Below are 13,608 nucleotides of genomic sequence, written 5' to 3' on the forward strand. Positions count from 1 at the left end.
TGTCATCTCACGCCCGCGGAGCCGGATCATCCACCGGATTCGCACACCAATTAAATTGGTGTGATATCAAAGACTTATAGCGAGCGGCGGAAGTAATGGGCGATTTCGCCGATGACGCCGCGACGGAAGGTGAGCACGCAGACCACGAAGATCGAGCCCTGGATCACCGTCACCCACTGGCCGAAGCCGGCCAGATATTGCTGCATGGCGATGATCGCGAAGGCGCCGACCACGGGACCGAAAATGGTGCCGAGACCGCCGACCAGCGTCATCAGCACGACCTCGCCCGACATCGTCCAGTGCACGTCGGTGAGCGAGGCATTCTGCGCCACGAACACTTTCAGCGAACCGGCAAAGCCGGCCAGCGTGCCCGACAGGACGAACGCCAGGAACTTGTACTGATCGGTCCGGTAACCAAGCGAGATCGCGCGCGGCTCGTTCTCGCGGATCGCCTTCAGCACCTCGCCGAACGGCGAGTTGATGATCCGGTAGATCAGCAGGAAGCCGGCGAGGAAGCCGACCAGCACGACATAATAAAGAACCGTCGGCTTCGAGAGATCGAACACACCGAACATGCGCCCCTGTGGAATGCCCTGGATGCCGTCCTCACCATGGGTGAACGGCGCCTGGAGGTAGATGAAGTACAGCAGCTGCGACAGCGCCAGCGTGATCATCGAGAAGTAGATGCCCTGGCGGCGGATCGAGATGTAGCCAGTGATCAGCGAGAGCCAGAAAGCCGCGACGATTCCGACGAGGATGCCGAGCTCCGGCGGCAGCGCCCACACCTTCAGCGCATGCGCGCTGCAATAGCCGGCGGTACCGAGGAACATCGCGTGGCCGAACGACAGCAAGCCGCCATAGCCGATCAGGAGGTTGAAAGCACAGGCGAGCAGCGCGAAGCACAGCGCCTGCATCACGAAGAACGGGTAGATGCCGCTGAATGGCACTGCGGCCAGCAGCAGTGCCATCAGGACGAATACGATCATCTCGTCTCGAATGGCGCGCGGGGTCACCGGCAGCGTGTCGTCCGTCAAGGCTGTCATATCAGGCCGCCCTTCCCGTCAATCCCGTTGGCTTCACCAAGAGCACCAGCACCATCAGCACGAACACGACGGTGTTGGAGGCCTCGGGGTAGAAATACTTGGTCAGGCCCTCGATCACACCGAGCGCAAAGCCGGTGATGATGGAGCCCATGATCGATCCCATGCCGCCGATCACGACCACTGCGAACACGACGATGATGAGGTCGGCGCCCATCAACGGCCGCACCTGGTTGATCGGTGCCGAGAGCACGCCAGCGAGCGCCGCAAGGCCAACGCCAAGACCGTAAGTCAGCGTGATCATGCGCGGCACGTTGATGCCGAAGGCGCGAACCAGTGTCGGATTCTCAGTGGCGGCGCGCAGGTAGGCACCGAGCCGCGTCTTCTCGATCAGGAACCAGGTCGCGATACACACCACCAGCGAGAAGATGACGACCCAGCCGCGATAGATCGGCAGGAACATGAAGCCGAGATTCATGCCGCCCTTGAGCTGGTCCGGAATGGCGTAAGGCAGGCCGGAGGAGCCGAAATAGTTCTGGAACACGCCCTGCACGATCAGCGCGATGCCGAAGGTCAGGAGCAGACCATAGAGGTGGTCAAGCCCCGTCAGCCATTGCAGCATGGTCCGTTCCAGGATCATACCGAAGATGCCGACGATAATCGGCGCCAGGAGTAGCGCCCACCAGTAATTGATGCCGCCGAGGTTCAGCAGGAAATAGGCAACGAACGCGCCCATCATGTAGAGCGCGCCGTGGGCGAAATTGATGATGTTGAGCATGCCGAAGATCACGGCAAGCCCGAGACTGAGCAGCGCGTAGAACGAGCCGTTGATCAATCCCACCAGTAGCTGAGCGTAAAGAGCCTGCATCGATCCCGCACCCGGTCCCTTCGGCGTTCCCTGAAAATCGCCCGCAGGCCGGATGGCCTGCGGGCGGTTATCTTACTTCTTCAAGAGCGCGCACTTGCTCTCGGACAGCGGCGTGAAAGCCTGGTCGCCCGGCACGGTGCCGACCAGCTTGTAGAAGTCCCACGGCCCCTTGGACTCCGAGGGCTTCTTCACCTCGAACAGATAGGCGCTGTGGATGGTGCGGCCGTTCGGCTGGATCTCGCCCTTGCCGAACAGGTCGTCCTCCGTCGGCAACGACTTCATCTTCTCGACGACCTTGACGCCGTCATGGGGATTGCCGCCGAGCGCTTCCAGCGTTTTGAGATAGTGACGCACGCCCGCATAGACGCCGGCCTGCACCATGGTCGGAGGAGCGTTGTTCTTCATCTTGTCGGAGAAGCGCTTGGAGAAGGCCCGGGTCTTGTCGTCCATGTCCCAATAGAACGTCTCGGTGAAGTTGAGGCCCTGCGCGGTCTCGAGGCCAATCGCCTTGACGTCGGTCAAGAACAGCAGCAGCGCCGCGAGCTTCTGTCCACCCTTGACGATGCCGAACTCGGCCGCCTGCTTGATCGAGTTGGTGGTGTCGCCGCCGGCATTGGCAAGGCCGATGATCTTGGCCTTGGACGCCTGCGCCTGCAGCAGGAACGACGAGAAGTCGGGCGTGTTGAGCGGATGCTTAACGCCGCCGACGACCTTGCCGCCGTTGGCGGTGACCACGGCCGTGGTATCGCGCTCGAGCGCCGCACCGAAGGCGTAGTCCGCGGTCAGGAAGAACCAGCTGTCACCACCGGCCTTCACCAGAGCCTGGCCCGTGGTGTGGGCCAGCATGTAGGTGTCGTAGGTCCAGTGCACGGTGTTGGGCGAGCACTGCGCGTTGGTCAGATCCGAGGTCGCCGCTCCCGAGTTGATGTAGACGCCGTTCTTTTCCTTGACGACGTTGTTGACGGCGAGCGCCACGCCGGAGTTCGGCACGTCGACGATGACGTCGACTTTCTCGACGTCGAACCATTGCCGCGCGATCGCTGTGCCGATGTCGGGCTTGTTCTGGTGATCGCCGGAGATGATGTCGATCTTCCAGCCCTTCGCAGCAAGGCCGGAATCTTCAACGGCCATCTGGGCGGCGAGCGTCGAGCCGGGACCGCCGAGGTCGGCGTAGAGGCCGGACTGATCGGACAGCGCGCCGATCTTGACGGTCTTGTCCTGCGCGAAGGCTACGCCGGCGGTGGTCACGGCCAACGCCGTGCCGAGCAGAAACGATGCAATCGACTTTGTCTTCATGCTACTTCCCTTGTGAATTTTCTGTTGGCCGTTTGAGGCTTGGCCGTTCTAGACGCCGAGATAGGTGTGGAGCTTGTCCATGTTGGCGGCAAGCTCCGAATTGGAAAATCCGTCAATGATCTTGCCGTGCTCGACCACGTAATAGCGGTCGGCGACGGTGGATGCGAACCGGAAGTTCTGCTCGACCAGGAGAATGGTAAAACCCTCCTTCTTGAGCCGCGCAATGGTGTGGCCGATCTGCTGGATGATGACCGGCGCAAGACCTTCGGTCGGCTCGTCCAGCATCAGGAAGCTCGCGCCGGTGCGCAGGATGCGCGCGATCGCGAGCATCTGCTGCTCACCGCCGGAGAGCTTGGTGCCCTGGCTATTGAGACGTTCCTTCAGATTCGGAAACAGATCGAAGATCTGCTCGAGTGGCAATCCGCCCGGGCGAACCACCGGCGGCAGCAACAAATTCTCCCGCACATCGAGACTGGAGAAAATGCCGCGTTCCTCCGGGCAGAACGCGATGCCCATCCGCGCGATCCTGTCGGAGGTCGCGCGGATGATGTCCTGATTGTTGAACTTCACCGAGCCGGTCCGCTTGCCGATGATGCCCATGATCGACTTCAGCGTGGTCGTCTTGCCGGCGCCGTTGCGGCCGAGCAACGTGACGACCTCGCCCGCGTTCACGTCGAAATTGATCCCGTGCAGGATGTGGGACTCGCCGTACCATGCTTCCAGGTTGCGGACCTGGAGGATGTTACCGCCGGTTGCGGCTTTTGCGGGAGCGTCCGCGATTGCAGTCTCAGGCATGACCGGCTCCCAGATAGGCTTCCTTGACGCGCTCGTCCTTGGTGAGCTCGCTGTAGTGACCTTGCGCCAGCACCTGCCCACGGGTCAGCACGGTGATGATGTCGGAGAGATTGGCGACGACGCTCAGATTATGCTCGACCATCAGGATGGTATATTTCGCCGAGATGCGCTTGATCAGCGCCGCGATCTTGTCGATGTCCTCGTGGCCCATACCCGCCATCGGCTCGTCCAGCAGCATCATCTCCGGGTCGAGCGCGAGCGTGGTTGCGATCTCCAGTGCGCGCTTGCGTCCATAGGGCATCTCGACCGCGGGCGTATTGGCAAACTCGCTGAGGCCGACATCGTTCAACAGTTCACGCGCGCGATCGTTGAAGCGATTGAGCACGGACTTGGAGCGCCAGAAATCGAAGGAACTGCCGTGCTGGCGCTGGAGCGCGACGCGAACGTTTTCCAGCGCGGTGAGATGCGGAAATACCGCCGAGATCTGGAATGATCGCACCAGTCCCAGGCGCGCCACATCGGCCGGCGCCATCGCCGTGATGTCCTGCCCCTTGTACAGAATCTTGCCGGCGGACGGTTTGAGGAACTTGGTCAAAAGATTGAAGCACGTCGTCTTGCCCGCCCCGTTCGGGCCGATCAACGCATGAATGCTCCCACGGCGAACCTTGAGCGCAACGTCGCGGACGGCGAAGAAGCCCGCGAACTCCTTGGTCAAGCCTTCCGTTTCGAGAATGAACTCATCGGCCAAACAGATTTCCCCCTGCCCGCACAATACGCGTGGCTGTCCTTAGTTACTTCGGCTTTCCGGGGGCCTTGGAGCCTGTCCCGGAACGTCGCCTCCGGGCGCGGAATATGCCGGAGGTGACGGGGGTTAGGCAAGGCGGAAAGCTGAGCAGATCAGGTCTCCGGCCGGGAGGCTTATGCTCCCTTAGTCGGACGCGTTTTGATGTCGCCTGCCCGGCCTCCCGGTTCGCAAGGCACCGGTCATCAAGCCGTCGTTAACGGTCTTTCATCCCGCGCGCCAGCCTTCATAGAAAATTTTCCCGCCGCATGGATCATGCGCGGGTTTTATGCGTCGGGAATATTGTCTTGGAAATTGCCTTGGATTTTGCAAGCGCCGCTCCTTCTGTCGTCAAGTCGATCAGGCAGCGTGATCTCCTGAACACGTGGCTGCGGCTTTATGCGCGCGGGCAGACGGTGCCGGCGATCTGGGAGTATCAGCCCGCGCGGCTCGAGGAAGAGCTGTCTGATCTCATCTATTATACCGTGGACATTTCCGCGCCGGCGCCGCGTCTCGTCATCCAGAGCGAAGGCACGCGCATCTCGCGCGCTTATGGACATACCGGTAAGGGCGTTGTGCTCGACGACTATATCGGGCCGCGCCTCGCACCCTTCGTGATGCCGATCTATTATGAATGCGTGGCGCGCGGGCTTCCGGTCTACAGCGTGGCCGACGTCGACGACATCTACGGCCGCGTGGTTGCCTATGAACGGCTGCTGCTGCCGTTCCAGACCGACGGCAAGGTCTGTCACGTCATCGCCTCGCTCAAGACGTTCTGCGAGGACGGCGGCTTCGAGATCAAGAATCTGATGCGCGGAAATGACGCGCTGCCGCGCCCGAAACTGCGCGCGGTGATCGACCGCGATCTCTTCCATCGCGCTCCCGGCCGGATCGCTGCGGCCGACGTCGTCGAGTTCGCCGATCAGCCCGGCGTCACCACCGAGATCGTCGAGCTGAATTAGAATCAGCAGCGCAATCTGGCGCCGACCTACTTGGTCTTGAGCTACTTGGTCTTGACTTCCTTGGCATAGATGTCCGGCTTGAAGCCGACCAGAAGCTTGCCGCCGACTTCGAGCACCGGCCGCTTGATCATCGATGGTTGCGCTAGCATCAGCGCCAGCGCCTTCTTCTCGGTGAGGCCTTCCTTGTCGGAATCCGGCAGCTTCTTGAAGGTCGTGCCGGCGCGATTGAGCAGCGTCTCCCAGCCAGCCTTGTCGCTCCACTGCTTGAGCTTGTCCTTCTCGACGCCCACGGCCTTGTAGTCGTGGAACTCGTAGGCGACACCATGGGTGTCGAGCCAGGCGCGTGCCTTCTTCATGGTGTCGCAGTTCTTGATGCCGTAGATGATGTTGGGCAAGACCTTCCTCGCGCATGCGTCGTTGGATGACTGCAGCGTTGTACGAAACTCCGGTTCGCGCGACAACATTGCGAACGAACCTCGCTCTCCGAACGGATACATCAATGCACGTCACTCACGATCCCGCCGCAACCGCGTCGCCAGCCATCGACTTCAACACCTTCCTCGCGGTCGATATCCGTGTCGGCACCATCGTCGATGCAAAACCGTTCCCGGAGGCGCGCAAGCCGGCCTGGCGGCTGTGGATCGACTTCGGTCCCGCGATCGGCGTGCGCAAGAGCTCGGCCCAGATCACCGAAAATCATCCGCTCGAGACGCTGGTGGGGCAGCAGGTCGCGGCCGTCGTGAACTTCCCGCCGCGCCAGATCGGCCCGGTCGTCTCGGAGGTGTTGACGCTCGGCTTCCCCGATGCCGAGGGCAAGGTCGTGCTGGTGCAGCCGAGCAAGCCTGTGCCGAACGGCGGACGGCTGTTCTAGCCGCGCGATTGCCGGCCGGGCCGCCGTCACCTCCGCCATAGCCCCCCGGTAACGGTTTGATCCTCCTGTTTCCGGATCGTCTGGACTTGACCAAGATCGCCTTTGATAATAAAAATGACTGACTGATCGTTTTTTTATTAACGTCCGGCTTGGTAGGAGCCGCGTCGAGCAAACGGTCAAAACGACCAATCTGTCAGTTATTTATGGACGGCCAAAATGCCCAAGATCAGCGACAAGCAACGTGAAGGCCGGCGGCAGCAGATCCTCGAAGCGGCCCTCGCCTGCTTCGCCGAGCAAGGCTTTCACCAGACCGGCATGGCCGACATCGTCAAACGGTCGGGCTTGAGCCACGGCGCGGTCTATCTCTACTTCCAGAGCAAGGACGATTTGATCGAGGCGCTCGCCGACGACCGGCATCGTCGCGAGGCCGTGCTCAACTCGGTTGCGCAGGGATCGGGTGATCCGATCGAGGGACTCCACGCGCTGATCCGCGTCTACGCGCAATGGCTCACCGATCCCGCCGGCGAAGCGCGGCGTCGCGTCGGCATTCACGGCTGGGCGGAGGCCCTGCGCAACCGCCGCGTCCGCACCAGCGTCGTCGAAGGCATCGACATGCCGCGCGCGCTGATCGTGGCGCTCGTCGAGCGCGGCCAGCATGTCGGCCTGATCAAGCGCGACCTCGGCGCCGATGCGATCGCGCGCGTGCTCATCGCGATCTTCCAGGGCTTCGTGCTGCAGAAATGCTGGGGCGAGGATTTTGACATCGAGGCCTGCATGAAGGCCGTCGGCGGCGTGATCGAGGGATTTCGCACGACCAGGCCTGACATCAAGCGACGGACCAGGACGTAAGCGATGTCCGGGATTCACGATCTCCTCGCAGGCATTGGCGTCGGTCTCGTCGGCGGACTGACATCGGGCTTCATGGGAACGAGCCCGGGCGGCGGGCTCGTCATCTTCACTGTGCTGCTGCTCGGCGCGGAGCAGCATATCGCCCAGGGGACGTCGCTGATCACGCAGGTCCCGCCCACTGGCCTCGCCGGCGTACGCCGCTACTGGCAGAGCGGCAATCGCAGCCCGCTGCAATGGATCGCCTGGATCGGCCTCGGATTTCTCGTCGGCGGTGCGGGCGGCGGTTACGCCGCGGCGGCGGTCTCCGACTCGGTGCTGCAATGGACCTACGTCGTCTATCTCGTCGCGCTGATCGCCCTTCTGATCCTGCGCCGCGACCGCAAGGACGGCAGCCACGCGTCCGCCGACCGAGACGAACTGCCTTGGCTCCCCCTGCTTCTCATCGGCGCGCTTGCCGGATTTTCCTCCGGCTTCATGGGCATCGGCGGCGGGCTCGCGATCACTGTCGGCCTCGCTGCGGGCCTACGCGTCCCGCAGCATCAGGCGCAACTCGTCAGCCTCATCTTCTCGGTCATCCCAACCAACATTCCGGCGGCCTGGATCTACTGGAGCAAGGGGCTCATGGTCGGCTGGCCGGCCATCGTCGGGATTCTCGCCGGCCTCTGGATCGGAACCGATCTCGGCGCACGCGCGGCCAATGGCGTCAGCAAAGCGGTGCTGCACAGGGTCATGATCGCCCTCATCTCGGTGATGGCGCTCTACATGACGCATAAGGCGCTGACTTGATTCTACGGCCGCTTCGGAATGTTCAGGCCGCGCTGCACGGCAGGACGCGCCAGCCCCCGCTCGAGCCAGGCACCGACCGACTTGAACTGGCTGAATTCGACGAGATCGCCGGCGCCGTAGAAGCCGATGAGATTGCGCACCCAGCCGATCATGGAGATGTCGGCGATGGAATAGTCGTCATCCATGAACCACTGCCGGCCGGAAAGATGCGTTTCCATCACGCCGAGCAGACGCTTGGCCTCGCCGACGTAGCGTTCGAGCGGCCGCTTGTCCTCGAAATCCTTGCCGGCGAATTTGTGGAAGAAGCCGACCTGGCCGAACATCGGCCCGATGCCGCCCATCTGGAAATGCACCCACTGGATGGCCTGGTAGCGGCGCGCGGCATCCTCCGGCAGAAGCTTGCCGGTCTTCTCGGCGAGGTATTGCAGGATCGCGCCGGACTCGAACAGCGGCAGCGGCCGGCCGCCGGGACCGTTGGGATCGAGGATCGCCGGAATCTTGCCGTTCGGATTGAGCGAGAGGAATTCCACCGTCTTCTGGTCGTCCTTGCCGAAGTCGACAAGGTGGACCTCGTAAGGCAGACCGATCTCTTCCAGCATGATCGACACCTTGACGCCGTTCGGCGTCGGCAGCGAATAAAGCTGAAGCAGCTCCGGATGCCTGGCAGGCCAGCGCTTGGTGATAGGAAAGGTGGACAGATCAGGCATCGGAACCCCGGCTTCTTTCGTGAGATGCCGCCTAATCTAGGCGAGCCATCGAACGGCGCAAGGCCGAGCAGTGATCATGCATCGAAGCCGGACTACAAGGGCCGCAGCAGGTGCCTGGCGGCGTACGCGATATCGCGCTGAGCGCGTTGCTCGATGAAGAGCTGGCCGGTGACGAGCAGCGTTCCGGTGAAAACGAGCGCGAGCATCGCGGTCGCGAACTGACTGGCATCCTTCATCGCACGAGCTTCTCCGTCATCGGTTCGCACGGGGAACGCGGGCCGACCGTCGACAGTTCCTGCACGCTTCAAATAAATTGCCACTTTATCCCGAATCGAGACGCGCGAGGCCGCGACCTCAATAATTGATCTCCATCCGCAGCCCGCGTGGATCGACCTCCTCGCCGCCGACATGCTGTGTGCTGTCGCGGGCCGCGACCGCGCAGGCACAGGCATCGATGAGATCGTCGCGTCCGATGCCGGTGCCATGACGCTGCGTCAGCCATCTCTCCAGGCGCGTGAAGCCGCGTTGCGCCAGCAGCGAGATGCGCAGCTCACGACCTTGCGCCGACGTCTTCGTCGGGAGAAGGACTCGGCCCGCCAGATTCCAGAAAATCAATTCCGGATGCGCTTCGCCAATTGTCACCTGCCGCGCCGGCGTCATGATCTCGTCGACGTCCCTGATCTTGTCCCTGATGTTCCAGAGTTGCGCCGACACGCCCCTGCCCTTGCCTTCCCGCTCCCAATAATGGCGATTGGCTGCCGCCATGTCGGGAAATGTCCAGAGGTCACGGCGCGCCCCGAGAAACACGGCAGGGCCGACCAATTCGCGCGCGCGCAGGTCGCAGGCTCGATAGCCGCTTGGCTTCAATCCAATCGGCATGTCGATCATCGCACGCGCATACGGCAACGCGAGCAAGCGCGTGAGGCCCGGCGAATAATCGAAGCCGTGATCGCCGCGCTCGTCGATCCAGGCTGCGACCCAGCCGAAGCGAAATCCATCGAGACCGAGATAGTTTGGCAAATCATGCGTCCCGACGTCGACAAGACATCTATGTTTCTCCGTCGTCACGGTGCCGCTCGAACAGGCGCTGCGCCAGCAGCGCATGGCCGAGCGTGCCGCCGGCGCGCACGCCGGCCGCGATCAATGCCGCTTCGGCGACTTCCTCCCGCGTCGCGCCGGCTTTCGCTGCCTGCGCCGTATGCACGTCTAGGCAATAGGCGCATTGCGTGGTGAGTGCGACCGCGAGCGATATCAGCTCGCGATATTTCGGCGGGATCAAACCGTCCTTGCGCTCGACCGCGTGGTTGAACGCAAGGAACGCGTTGGCCTCCACCGGCGCCAGCGCCACGAACGCGGGGACAGACTTCAGATCGTCAGGCGTTTGATATTCGGTCATGTCTCACCTCGTCAGATATTCGCGCATCAGGGCGCGGGCGCGATGCAGGCGCGCCTTCACGGTCTGCCTGGACGCACCGAGCGCGGCGGCGATTTCGTCGATGGTCATTTCCTTGACGTCCCGCATCAGCGCGACATCGCGATAGTGCGCTGGCAACGCTTCGAACGCAGCCGCCACGTCAAGACGCAAATCGGCCTCGGAGCGCGACAGCAGCAGAGCCTCCGCCTCGCCGTCGTCGATCGATGGCGCAAGCCCCGCCTTGCGCGCGAGCCGCAGACATTCGCGGCGGACCACGCTGAACAGCCACGCGGAAAAAGCGACCAGCGAGCGGATCGTGCCGACATGGCGGAACATCGCCTCCTGGGTTGCATCCTCGGCATCCGCCGAGCTGCGGCAGGTGGCGCGTGCATAGCGGCGGATATCCGGCTGCGCCGTCTCGAGCAGAGACGCGATCGCCTGGGGATCGCCGAGCCGGGCCGCCTCGAACAGGTTTGACGAGATCGCCGCCGCACTCACGACACGCCTCCTCGTCCGATGCCGGCCATCGCGCACATCGGGCAATAGCCGACGAGCCCCGTCAGTGCGAAGCCCGCGCCCCCGAGCGCCACCAGCCACGCCGCGACGCCGGCGAGATACACGAATGCGGCAATCGCAATCGCAATTCCGAGCCCAATCCGCACCGCCTGATGCAGACCGCCGATATTCTTCCTGTAGAATGCCATCACATCCTCCGAAATGAGCCGAAGCAAAATGCCTCGACCATCAAGAGGACGCGAAGGCCGGAAAGGATTCGCGGACGCCGGCAATTTTTCGCGATCAGCCCCCGACCGCCTGGTAGGCCAGGCGCTTGAACTCGAAGAAGAAGGGGTTCCAGAAGCCCATATGGCGCTGCGCCATCAGCACGCCCGCGGTGTTGGCCTGCGGACAAATCCACCAATGGGTGCCGGCAAGCCCACCCCACTGGAATTCGCCGGTCGAATTCGGGGGATCGAACGGCGTCGGCGCAAAGGTGACGGCGCCGCCAAGACCAAAGCCCTTGCCGGGGATCGGCCCGAGATTGGCAAATCGGATGGTCTGGCCTGCGGGCAACTGGTTCGTCATCATCTGCCGCAGCGTGTCGAGCTTCAGCAGCGCATCCGGACCGGGCAGCAGCGCGCGTACCAGCGCCAGCATGTCGGGCAAGGTCGAGACCAGACCGCCGCCGCCCGACAGCCGCGGAAACGGCTGCCGATAGGCCCCCGGATAGGGCAGATTGTCGGCCCGCGTCAGGCCCGGCTTCATCGGATCGAGCACATCGGCGCCGGTGTAGAGCGCAACCAGCCTGCCCTGCTGCGCCTCGGGCACTGAGAAACCGGTATCGACCATACCGAGGCGATCGAAGATGCGCGCCTTGAGGAAGGTGTCGAGCGCATGGCCGGAGACAACCTCGACCACGCGGCCGAGCACGTCGGTCGCGACCGAATATTCCCAGCCCGTGCCGGGATGATAGGACAGCGGGAGATCGGCAAGCTTGTCGATCATGTCGGAGAGCGGCGTGAGCGGATTGAGCACGCGCGCCTCGTTATAGCCTTTGAACAGCACCGTGCCGGGATCGAAGATGCCGTAGCTGAGGCCCGAGCTGTGGGTCAGAAGCTGGCGGATCGTGATCGGGCTCTTCGCCGGCTCGACATCGGCAAGGCTCGCCGCGCCCTGCTTCAGCACCTTGCGATTGCCGAGCTGCGGCAGGAATTTCTCGACGGGATCATCAAGCCCGATGCGGCCCTCCTCGACCAGCAGCATGATCGCGCACGTCACGAATATCTTGGTATTGGAGAACGCGCGAAAGATGTGGTCGAGCCGCAGCGCGGCTTTTGCCTCGCGATCGGCAAAGCCGACGCATTGCTGGTCAACCACCTCATGACCACGGAGCACGGCCCAGGACACACCCGGAATGATCTCCTGATCGACATAGCGCTGCATCGCCGTCCGTGCGGCGGAAAAATCCGTTGTCCTGACGTCCATGTGTTTCCCCCAAATTATGGTTGGGATGGATATAGCGCGCTTTCGCGGGAAATGAAGACCGTCCGATCGGCCCTCAAATCTTCATCAGCGCCGTAACGTGCAGCTGGCGACGGATCTTCATGCCCTGCCGTTCGTACAGCGCAATCGCCGAGGCGTTATGAGAAAACACGTGCAGGAACGGAATTTCGCCGCGCGCCTCGATCCGGCGCGCGACCGCCGCCAGCAGCGCCTGCGCGTAGCCGCGCCCGCGATAGTCCGGATGCACGCAGACGGCCGTCATCTCGACGAACCTTCCCGGCTTCATCCGCTCGCCCGTCATCGCGACCAATTCTCCAGCAACGCGGATGCCGAGGAACGTGCCGAGCTCATGGGTGCGCAACGCGAACGGACCAGGCTTGGTCAGCTCCGTCAGCGCCATCATCGCGGCGACGTCGGCCGCGCCCAATTTGACAATCTCGGCATCGCGAAGCGGGCTGTCGGCCGGCGAGCCGATCATCTGCTCGCCGGTCTCGGCGAGCACGACCTTGAAGCCGGCGGGAACGTCGACCGGCTCCGGCGTGAACAGCGCGGCGACCTGCGAGCCCGACATGAGATCACCGAGCGCCGCAAAGCTAGCCGCAGACATGTCGACGATGTCGGCAAACGGCGTCACATCGAGGGGATAGCGCAGCGCCCGCGGGCCGCCCTCCGCCAGGTATTTCTGGCTGGTCGTCAGCGCGCTCCAGATCGGACGATCCAGGAGCCGCTCATCGTTGTCGGACACCGGCCTAGTCCTTGTCGAAGCTGACGATGACGGCGGCGTTGGCGATGAGGATAGAATCGTTGGCCACTTCCGTGGCCGAGGGAATCTCCAGCCCGCCCTTGACCGCAGTCACGGTCACCGTGCCGTAAGGCAGCTCCTTCGCAACGGCTTCCTTGTCCACCGCCTCGGGATTGGGCACGGCGATCGTGACATCGACGAACATGTCGTTCGCGGTCTTGCCGATCATCCGGAAGAAGCCGAGGCTCGAATGCCTGATGGCATCCGACACCGCGCGCTTCGCCGCCTTGGTGGCGTCCCTGCCGTGGACGTCAACGCCCATGCCCATCTCGGTGATACAGCGAACGCGAGTCATGTCTTATTCCTGTGGTTGGTTGGGTGATTGTGATTGTCGGGGACTAGGATGCGGCACAAGTGCGGTTGCATCTCTCGTGTCCCGGACGCGCTGCAACGCTCTTGGCGTTGCTGCGCAGAGCCGAAGGGGCGCTGCGCTGCG

General features: G+C 62.9%; 19 protein-coding genes. 4 read left to right on the forward strand and 15 right to left on the reverse strand.

Annotated features, from left to right (window positions below; translation table 11 throughout):
• Positions 1-74: 74 nt before the first annotated feature.
• The 5 genes from QJT78_RS15555 to QJT78_RS15575 form a co-directional block, all read right to left on the reverse strand.
• Positions 75-1,043 carry a branched-chain amino acid ABC transporter permease gene (locus tag QJT78_RS15555; RefSeq protein WP_038942922.1) on the reverse strand — a complete coding sequence of 323 codons (969 nt, stop codon included), beginning with the start codon at positions 1,041-1,043 and terminating at the stop codon, positions 75-77.
• A 1-nt stretch (position 1,044) separates the two neighbouring features.
• Positions 1,045-1,908, reverse strand: a complete 864-nt coding sequence (locus QJT78_RS15560) for a branched-chain amino acid ABC transporter permease (protein ID WP_028149745.1) — start codon at positions 1,906-1,908, stop codon at positions 1,045-1,047.
• A 72-nt stretch (positions 1,909-1,980) separates the two neighbouring features.
• Positions 1,981-3,204 (reverse strand): ABC transporter substrate-binding protein, encoded by a 1,224-nt coding sequence (locus tag QJT78_RS15565; RefSeq protein ID WP_028149746.1) that lies wholly within the window; start codon positions 3,202-3,204, stop codon positions 1,981-1,983.
• 48 nt (positions 3,205-3,252) lie between these two features.
• The gene (locus tag QJT78_RS15570) at positions 3,253-3,999 is read right to left on the reverse strand and encodes an ABC transporter ATP-binding protein (RefSeq protein WP_038942921.1); all 747 of its coding nucleotides are present in this window, start codon (positions 3,997-3,999) and stop codon (positions 3,253-3,255) included.
• The gene (locus QJT78_RS15575) at positions 3,992-4,747 is read right to left on the reverse strand and encodes an ABC transporter ATP-binding protein (RefSeq protein ID WP_014495850.1); all 756 of its coding nucleotides are present in this window, start codon (positions 4,745-4,747) and stop codon (positions 3,992-3,994) included. Before QJT78_RS15575 ends, QJT78_RS15570 begins: the two co-directional genes overlap by 8 nt.
• 302 nt (positions 4,748-5,049) lie before the next feature.
• On the opposite strand from QJT78_RS15575, the gene QJT78_RS15580 reads away from it, so the two are divergent.
• Positions 5,050-5,742, forward strand: a complete 693-nt coding sequence (locus tag QJT78_RS15580; protein WP_038975756.1) for a hypothetical protein — start codon at positions 5,050-5,052, stop codon at positions 5,740-5,742.
• A 41-nt stretch (positions 5,743-5,783) separates the two neighbouring features.
• Here QJT78_RS15580 and QJT78_RS15585 read toward each other — a convergent pair whose 3' ends face one another.
• Positions 5,784-6,137 (reverse strand): ArsC family reductase, encoded by a 354-nt coding sequence (locus QJT78_RS15585; RefSeq protein WP_028149749.1) that lies wholly within the window; start codon positions 6,135-6,137, stop codon positions 5,784-5,786.
• Between the two features lie 104 nt (positions 6,138-6,241).
• On the opposite strand from QJT78_RS15585, the gene QJT78_RS15590 reads away from it, so the two are divergent.
• The 3 genes from QJT78_RS15590 (at position 6,242) to QJT78_RS15600 (ending at position 8,248) form a co-directional block, all read left to right on the forward strand.
• Entirely contained in the window at positions 6,242-6,613 is a 372-nt protein-coding gene (locus QJT78_RS15590; RefSeq protein ID WP_028149750.1) for a tRNA-binding protein, read from the forward strand.
• A 216-nt stretch (positions 6,614-6,829) separates the two neighbouring features.
• The gene (locus tag QJT78_RS15595) at positions 6,830-7,462 is read left to right on the forward strand and encodes a TetR/AcrR family transcriptional regulator (protein WP_038942917.1); all 633 of its coding nucleotides are present in this window, start codon (positions 6,830-6,832) and stop codon (positions 7,460-7,462) included.
• Positions 7,463-7,465: 3 nt separating this feature from the next.
• On the forward strand, positions 7,466-8,248 hold the full coding sequence (locus QJT78_RS15600) for a sulfite exporter TauE/SafE family protein (RefSeq protein WP_028149752.1): 783 nt from the start codon (positions 7,466-7,468) through the stop codon (positions 8,246-8,248).
• Between the two features lie 2 nt (positions 8,249-8,250).
• On the opposite strand, the gene QJT78_RS15605 is transcribed toward QJT78_RS15600, so the two are convergent.
• The 9 genes from QJT78_RS15605 to QJT78_RS15645 all read right to left on the reverse strand — a co-directional run bounded on the left by QJT78_RS15605 (position 8,251) and on the right by QJT78_RS15645 (position 13,467).
• A complete protein-coding gene (locus tag QJT78_RS15605) occupies positions 8,251-8,955 on the reverse strand; it encodes a glutathione S-transferase N-terminal domain-containing protein (protein WP_028149753.1) in 705 nt (234 codons plus the stop codon).
• Positions 8,956-9,047: 92 nt separating this feature from the next.
• Positions 9,048-9,191 carry a hypothetical protein gene (locus tag QJT78_RS15610; protein ID WP_193375931.1) on the reverse strand — a complete coding sequence of 48 codons (144 nt, stop codon included), beginning with the start codon at positions 9,189-9,191 and terminating at the stop codon, positions 9,048-9,050.
• Positions 9,192-9,309: 118 nt separating this feature from the next.
• Positions 9,310-9,975: a DUF429 domain-containing protein gene (locus QJT78_RS15615; RefSeq protein WP_028149754.1), complete on the reverse strand. Its 666-nt coding sequence runs from the start codon at positions 9,973-9,975 to the stop codon at positions 9,310-9,312.
• A gap of 28 nt (positions 9,976-10,003) precedes the next feature.
• A complete protein-coding gene (locus tag QJT78_RS15620; RefSeq protein ID WP_028149755.1) occupies positions 10,004-10,351 on the reverse strand; it encodes a carboxymuconolactone decarboxylase family protein in 348 nt (115 codons plus the stop codon).
• A gap of 3 nt (positions 10,352-10,354) precedes the next feature.
• Positions 10,355-10,867, reverse strand: a complete 513-nt coding sequence (locus QJT78_RS15625; RefSeq protein WP_028149756.1) for a sigma-70 family RNA polymerase sigma factor — start codon at positions 10,865-10,867, stop codon at positions 10,355-10,357.
• The gene (locus QJT78_RS15630; RefSeq protein ID WP_028149757.1) at positions 10,864-11,073 is read right to left on the reverse strand and encodes a DUF2892 domain-containing protein; all 210 of its coding nucleotides are present in this window, start codon (positions 11,071-11,073) and stop codon (positions 10,864-10,866) included. Before QJT78_RS15630 ends, QJT78_RS15625 begins: the two co-directional genes overlap by 4 nt.
• A gap of 94 nt (positions 11,074-11,167) precedes the next feature.
• On the reverse strand, positions 11,168-12,352 hold the full coding sequence (locus QJT78_RS15635) for a serine hydrolase domain-containing protein (protein ID WP_028149758.1): 1,185 nt from the start codon (positions 12,350-12,352) through the stop codon (positions 11,168-11,170).
• Positions 12,353-12,425: 73 nt separating this feature from the next.
• Positions 12,426-13,115: a GNAT family N-acetyltransferase gene (locus tag QJT78_RS15640; RefSeq protein WP_028149759.1), complete on the reverse strand. Its 690-nt coding sequence runs from the start codon at positions 13,113-13,115 to the stop codon at positions 12,426-12,428.
• A gap of 4 nt (positions 13,116-13,119) precedes the next feature.
• On the reverse strand, positions 13,120-13,467 hold the full coding sequence (locus QJT78_RS15645; protein WP_028149760.1) for a Lin0512 family protein: 348 nt from the start codon (positions 13,465-13,467) through the stop codon (positions 13,120-13,122).
• Positions 13,468-13,608 lie beyond the last annotated feature (141 nt).

Source organism: Bradyrhizobium sp. Mp27, from assembly GCF_029953005.1.
Taxonomy (GTDB): domain Bacteria; phylum Pseudomonadota; class Alphaproteobacteria; order Rhizobiales; family Xanthobacteraceae; genus Bradyrhizobium; species Bradyrhizobium barranii.

Excerpts from the sequence above, each read along its gene's own strand:
- QJT78_RS15555 (WP_038942922.1), bottom strand. The coding sequence starts at position 1,043 with ATGACAGCCTTGACGGACGACACGCTGCCGGTGACCCCGCGCGCCATT.
- QJT78_RS15560 (WP_028149745.1), bottom strand. The coding sequence starts at position 1,908 with ATGCAGGCTCTTTACGCTCAGCTACTGGTGGGATTGATCAACGGCTCG.
- QJT78_RS15565 (WP_028149746.1), bottom strand. The coding sequence starts at position 3,204 with ATGAAGACAAAGTCGATTGCATCGTTTCTGCTCGGCACGGCGTTGGCC.
- QJT78_RS15570 (WP_038942921.1), bottom strand. The coding sequence starts at position 3,999 with ATGCCTGAGACTGCAATCGCGGACGCTCCCGCAAAAGCCGCAACCGGC.
- QJT78_RS15580 (WP_038975756.1), top strand. The coding sequence starts at position 5,050 with ATGGATCATGCGCGGGTTTTATGCGTCGGGAATATTGTCTTGGAAATT.
- QJT78_RS15590 (WP_028149750.1), top strand. The coding sequence starts at position 6,242 with ATGCACGTCACTCACGATCCCGCCGCAACCGCGTCGCCAGCCATCGAC.
- QJT78_RS15595 (WP_038942917.1), top strand. The coding sequence starts at position 6,830 with ATGCCCAAGATCAGCGACAAGCAACGTGAAGGCCGGCGGCAGCAGATC.
- QJT78_RS15600 (WP_028149752.1), top strand. The coding sequence starts at position 7,466 with ATGTCCGGGATTCACGATCTCCTCGCAGGCATTGGCGTCGGTCTCGTC.
- QJT78_RS15605 (WP_028149753.1), bottom strand. The coding sequence starts at position 8,955 with ATGCCTGATCTGTCCACCTTTCCTATCACCAAGCGCTGGCCTGCCAGG.
- QJT78_RS15610 (WP_193375931.1), bottom strand. The coding sequence starts at position 9,191 with ATGAAGGATGCCAGTCAGTTCGCGACCGCGATGCTCGCGCTCGTTTTC.
- QJT78_RS15620 (WP_028149755.1), bottom strand. The coding sequence starts at position 10,351 with ATGACCGAATATCAAACGCCTGACGATCTGAAGTCTGTCCCCGCGTTC.
- QJT78_RS15630 (WP_028149757.1), bottom strand. The coding sequence starts at position 11,073 with ATGGCATTCTACAGGAAGAATATCGGCGGTCTGCATCAGGCGGTGCGG.
- QJT78_RS15635 (WP_028149758.1), bottom strand. The coding sequence starts at position 12,352 with ATGGACGTCAGGACAACGGATTTTTCCGCCGCACGGACGGCGATGCAG.
- QJT78_RS15645 (WP_028149760.1), bottom strand. The coding sequence starts at position 13,467 with ATGACTCGCGTTCGCTGTATCACCGAGATGGGCATGGGCGTTGACGTC.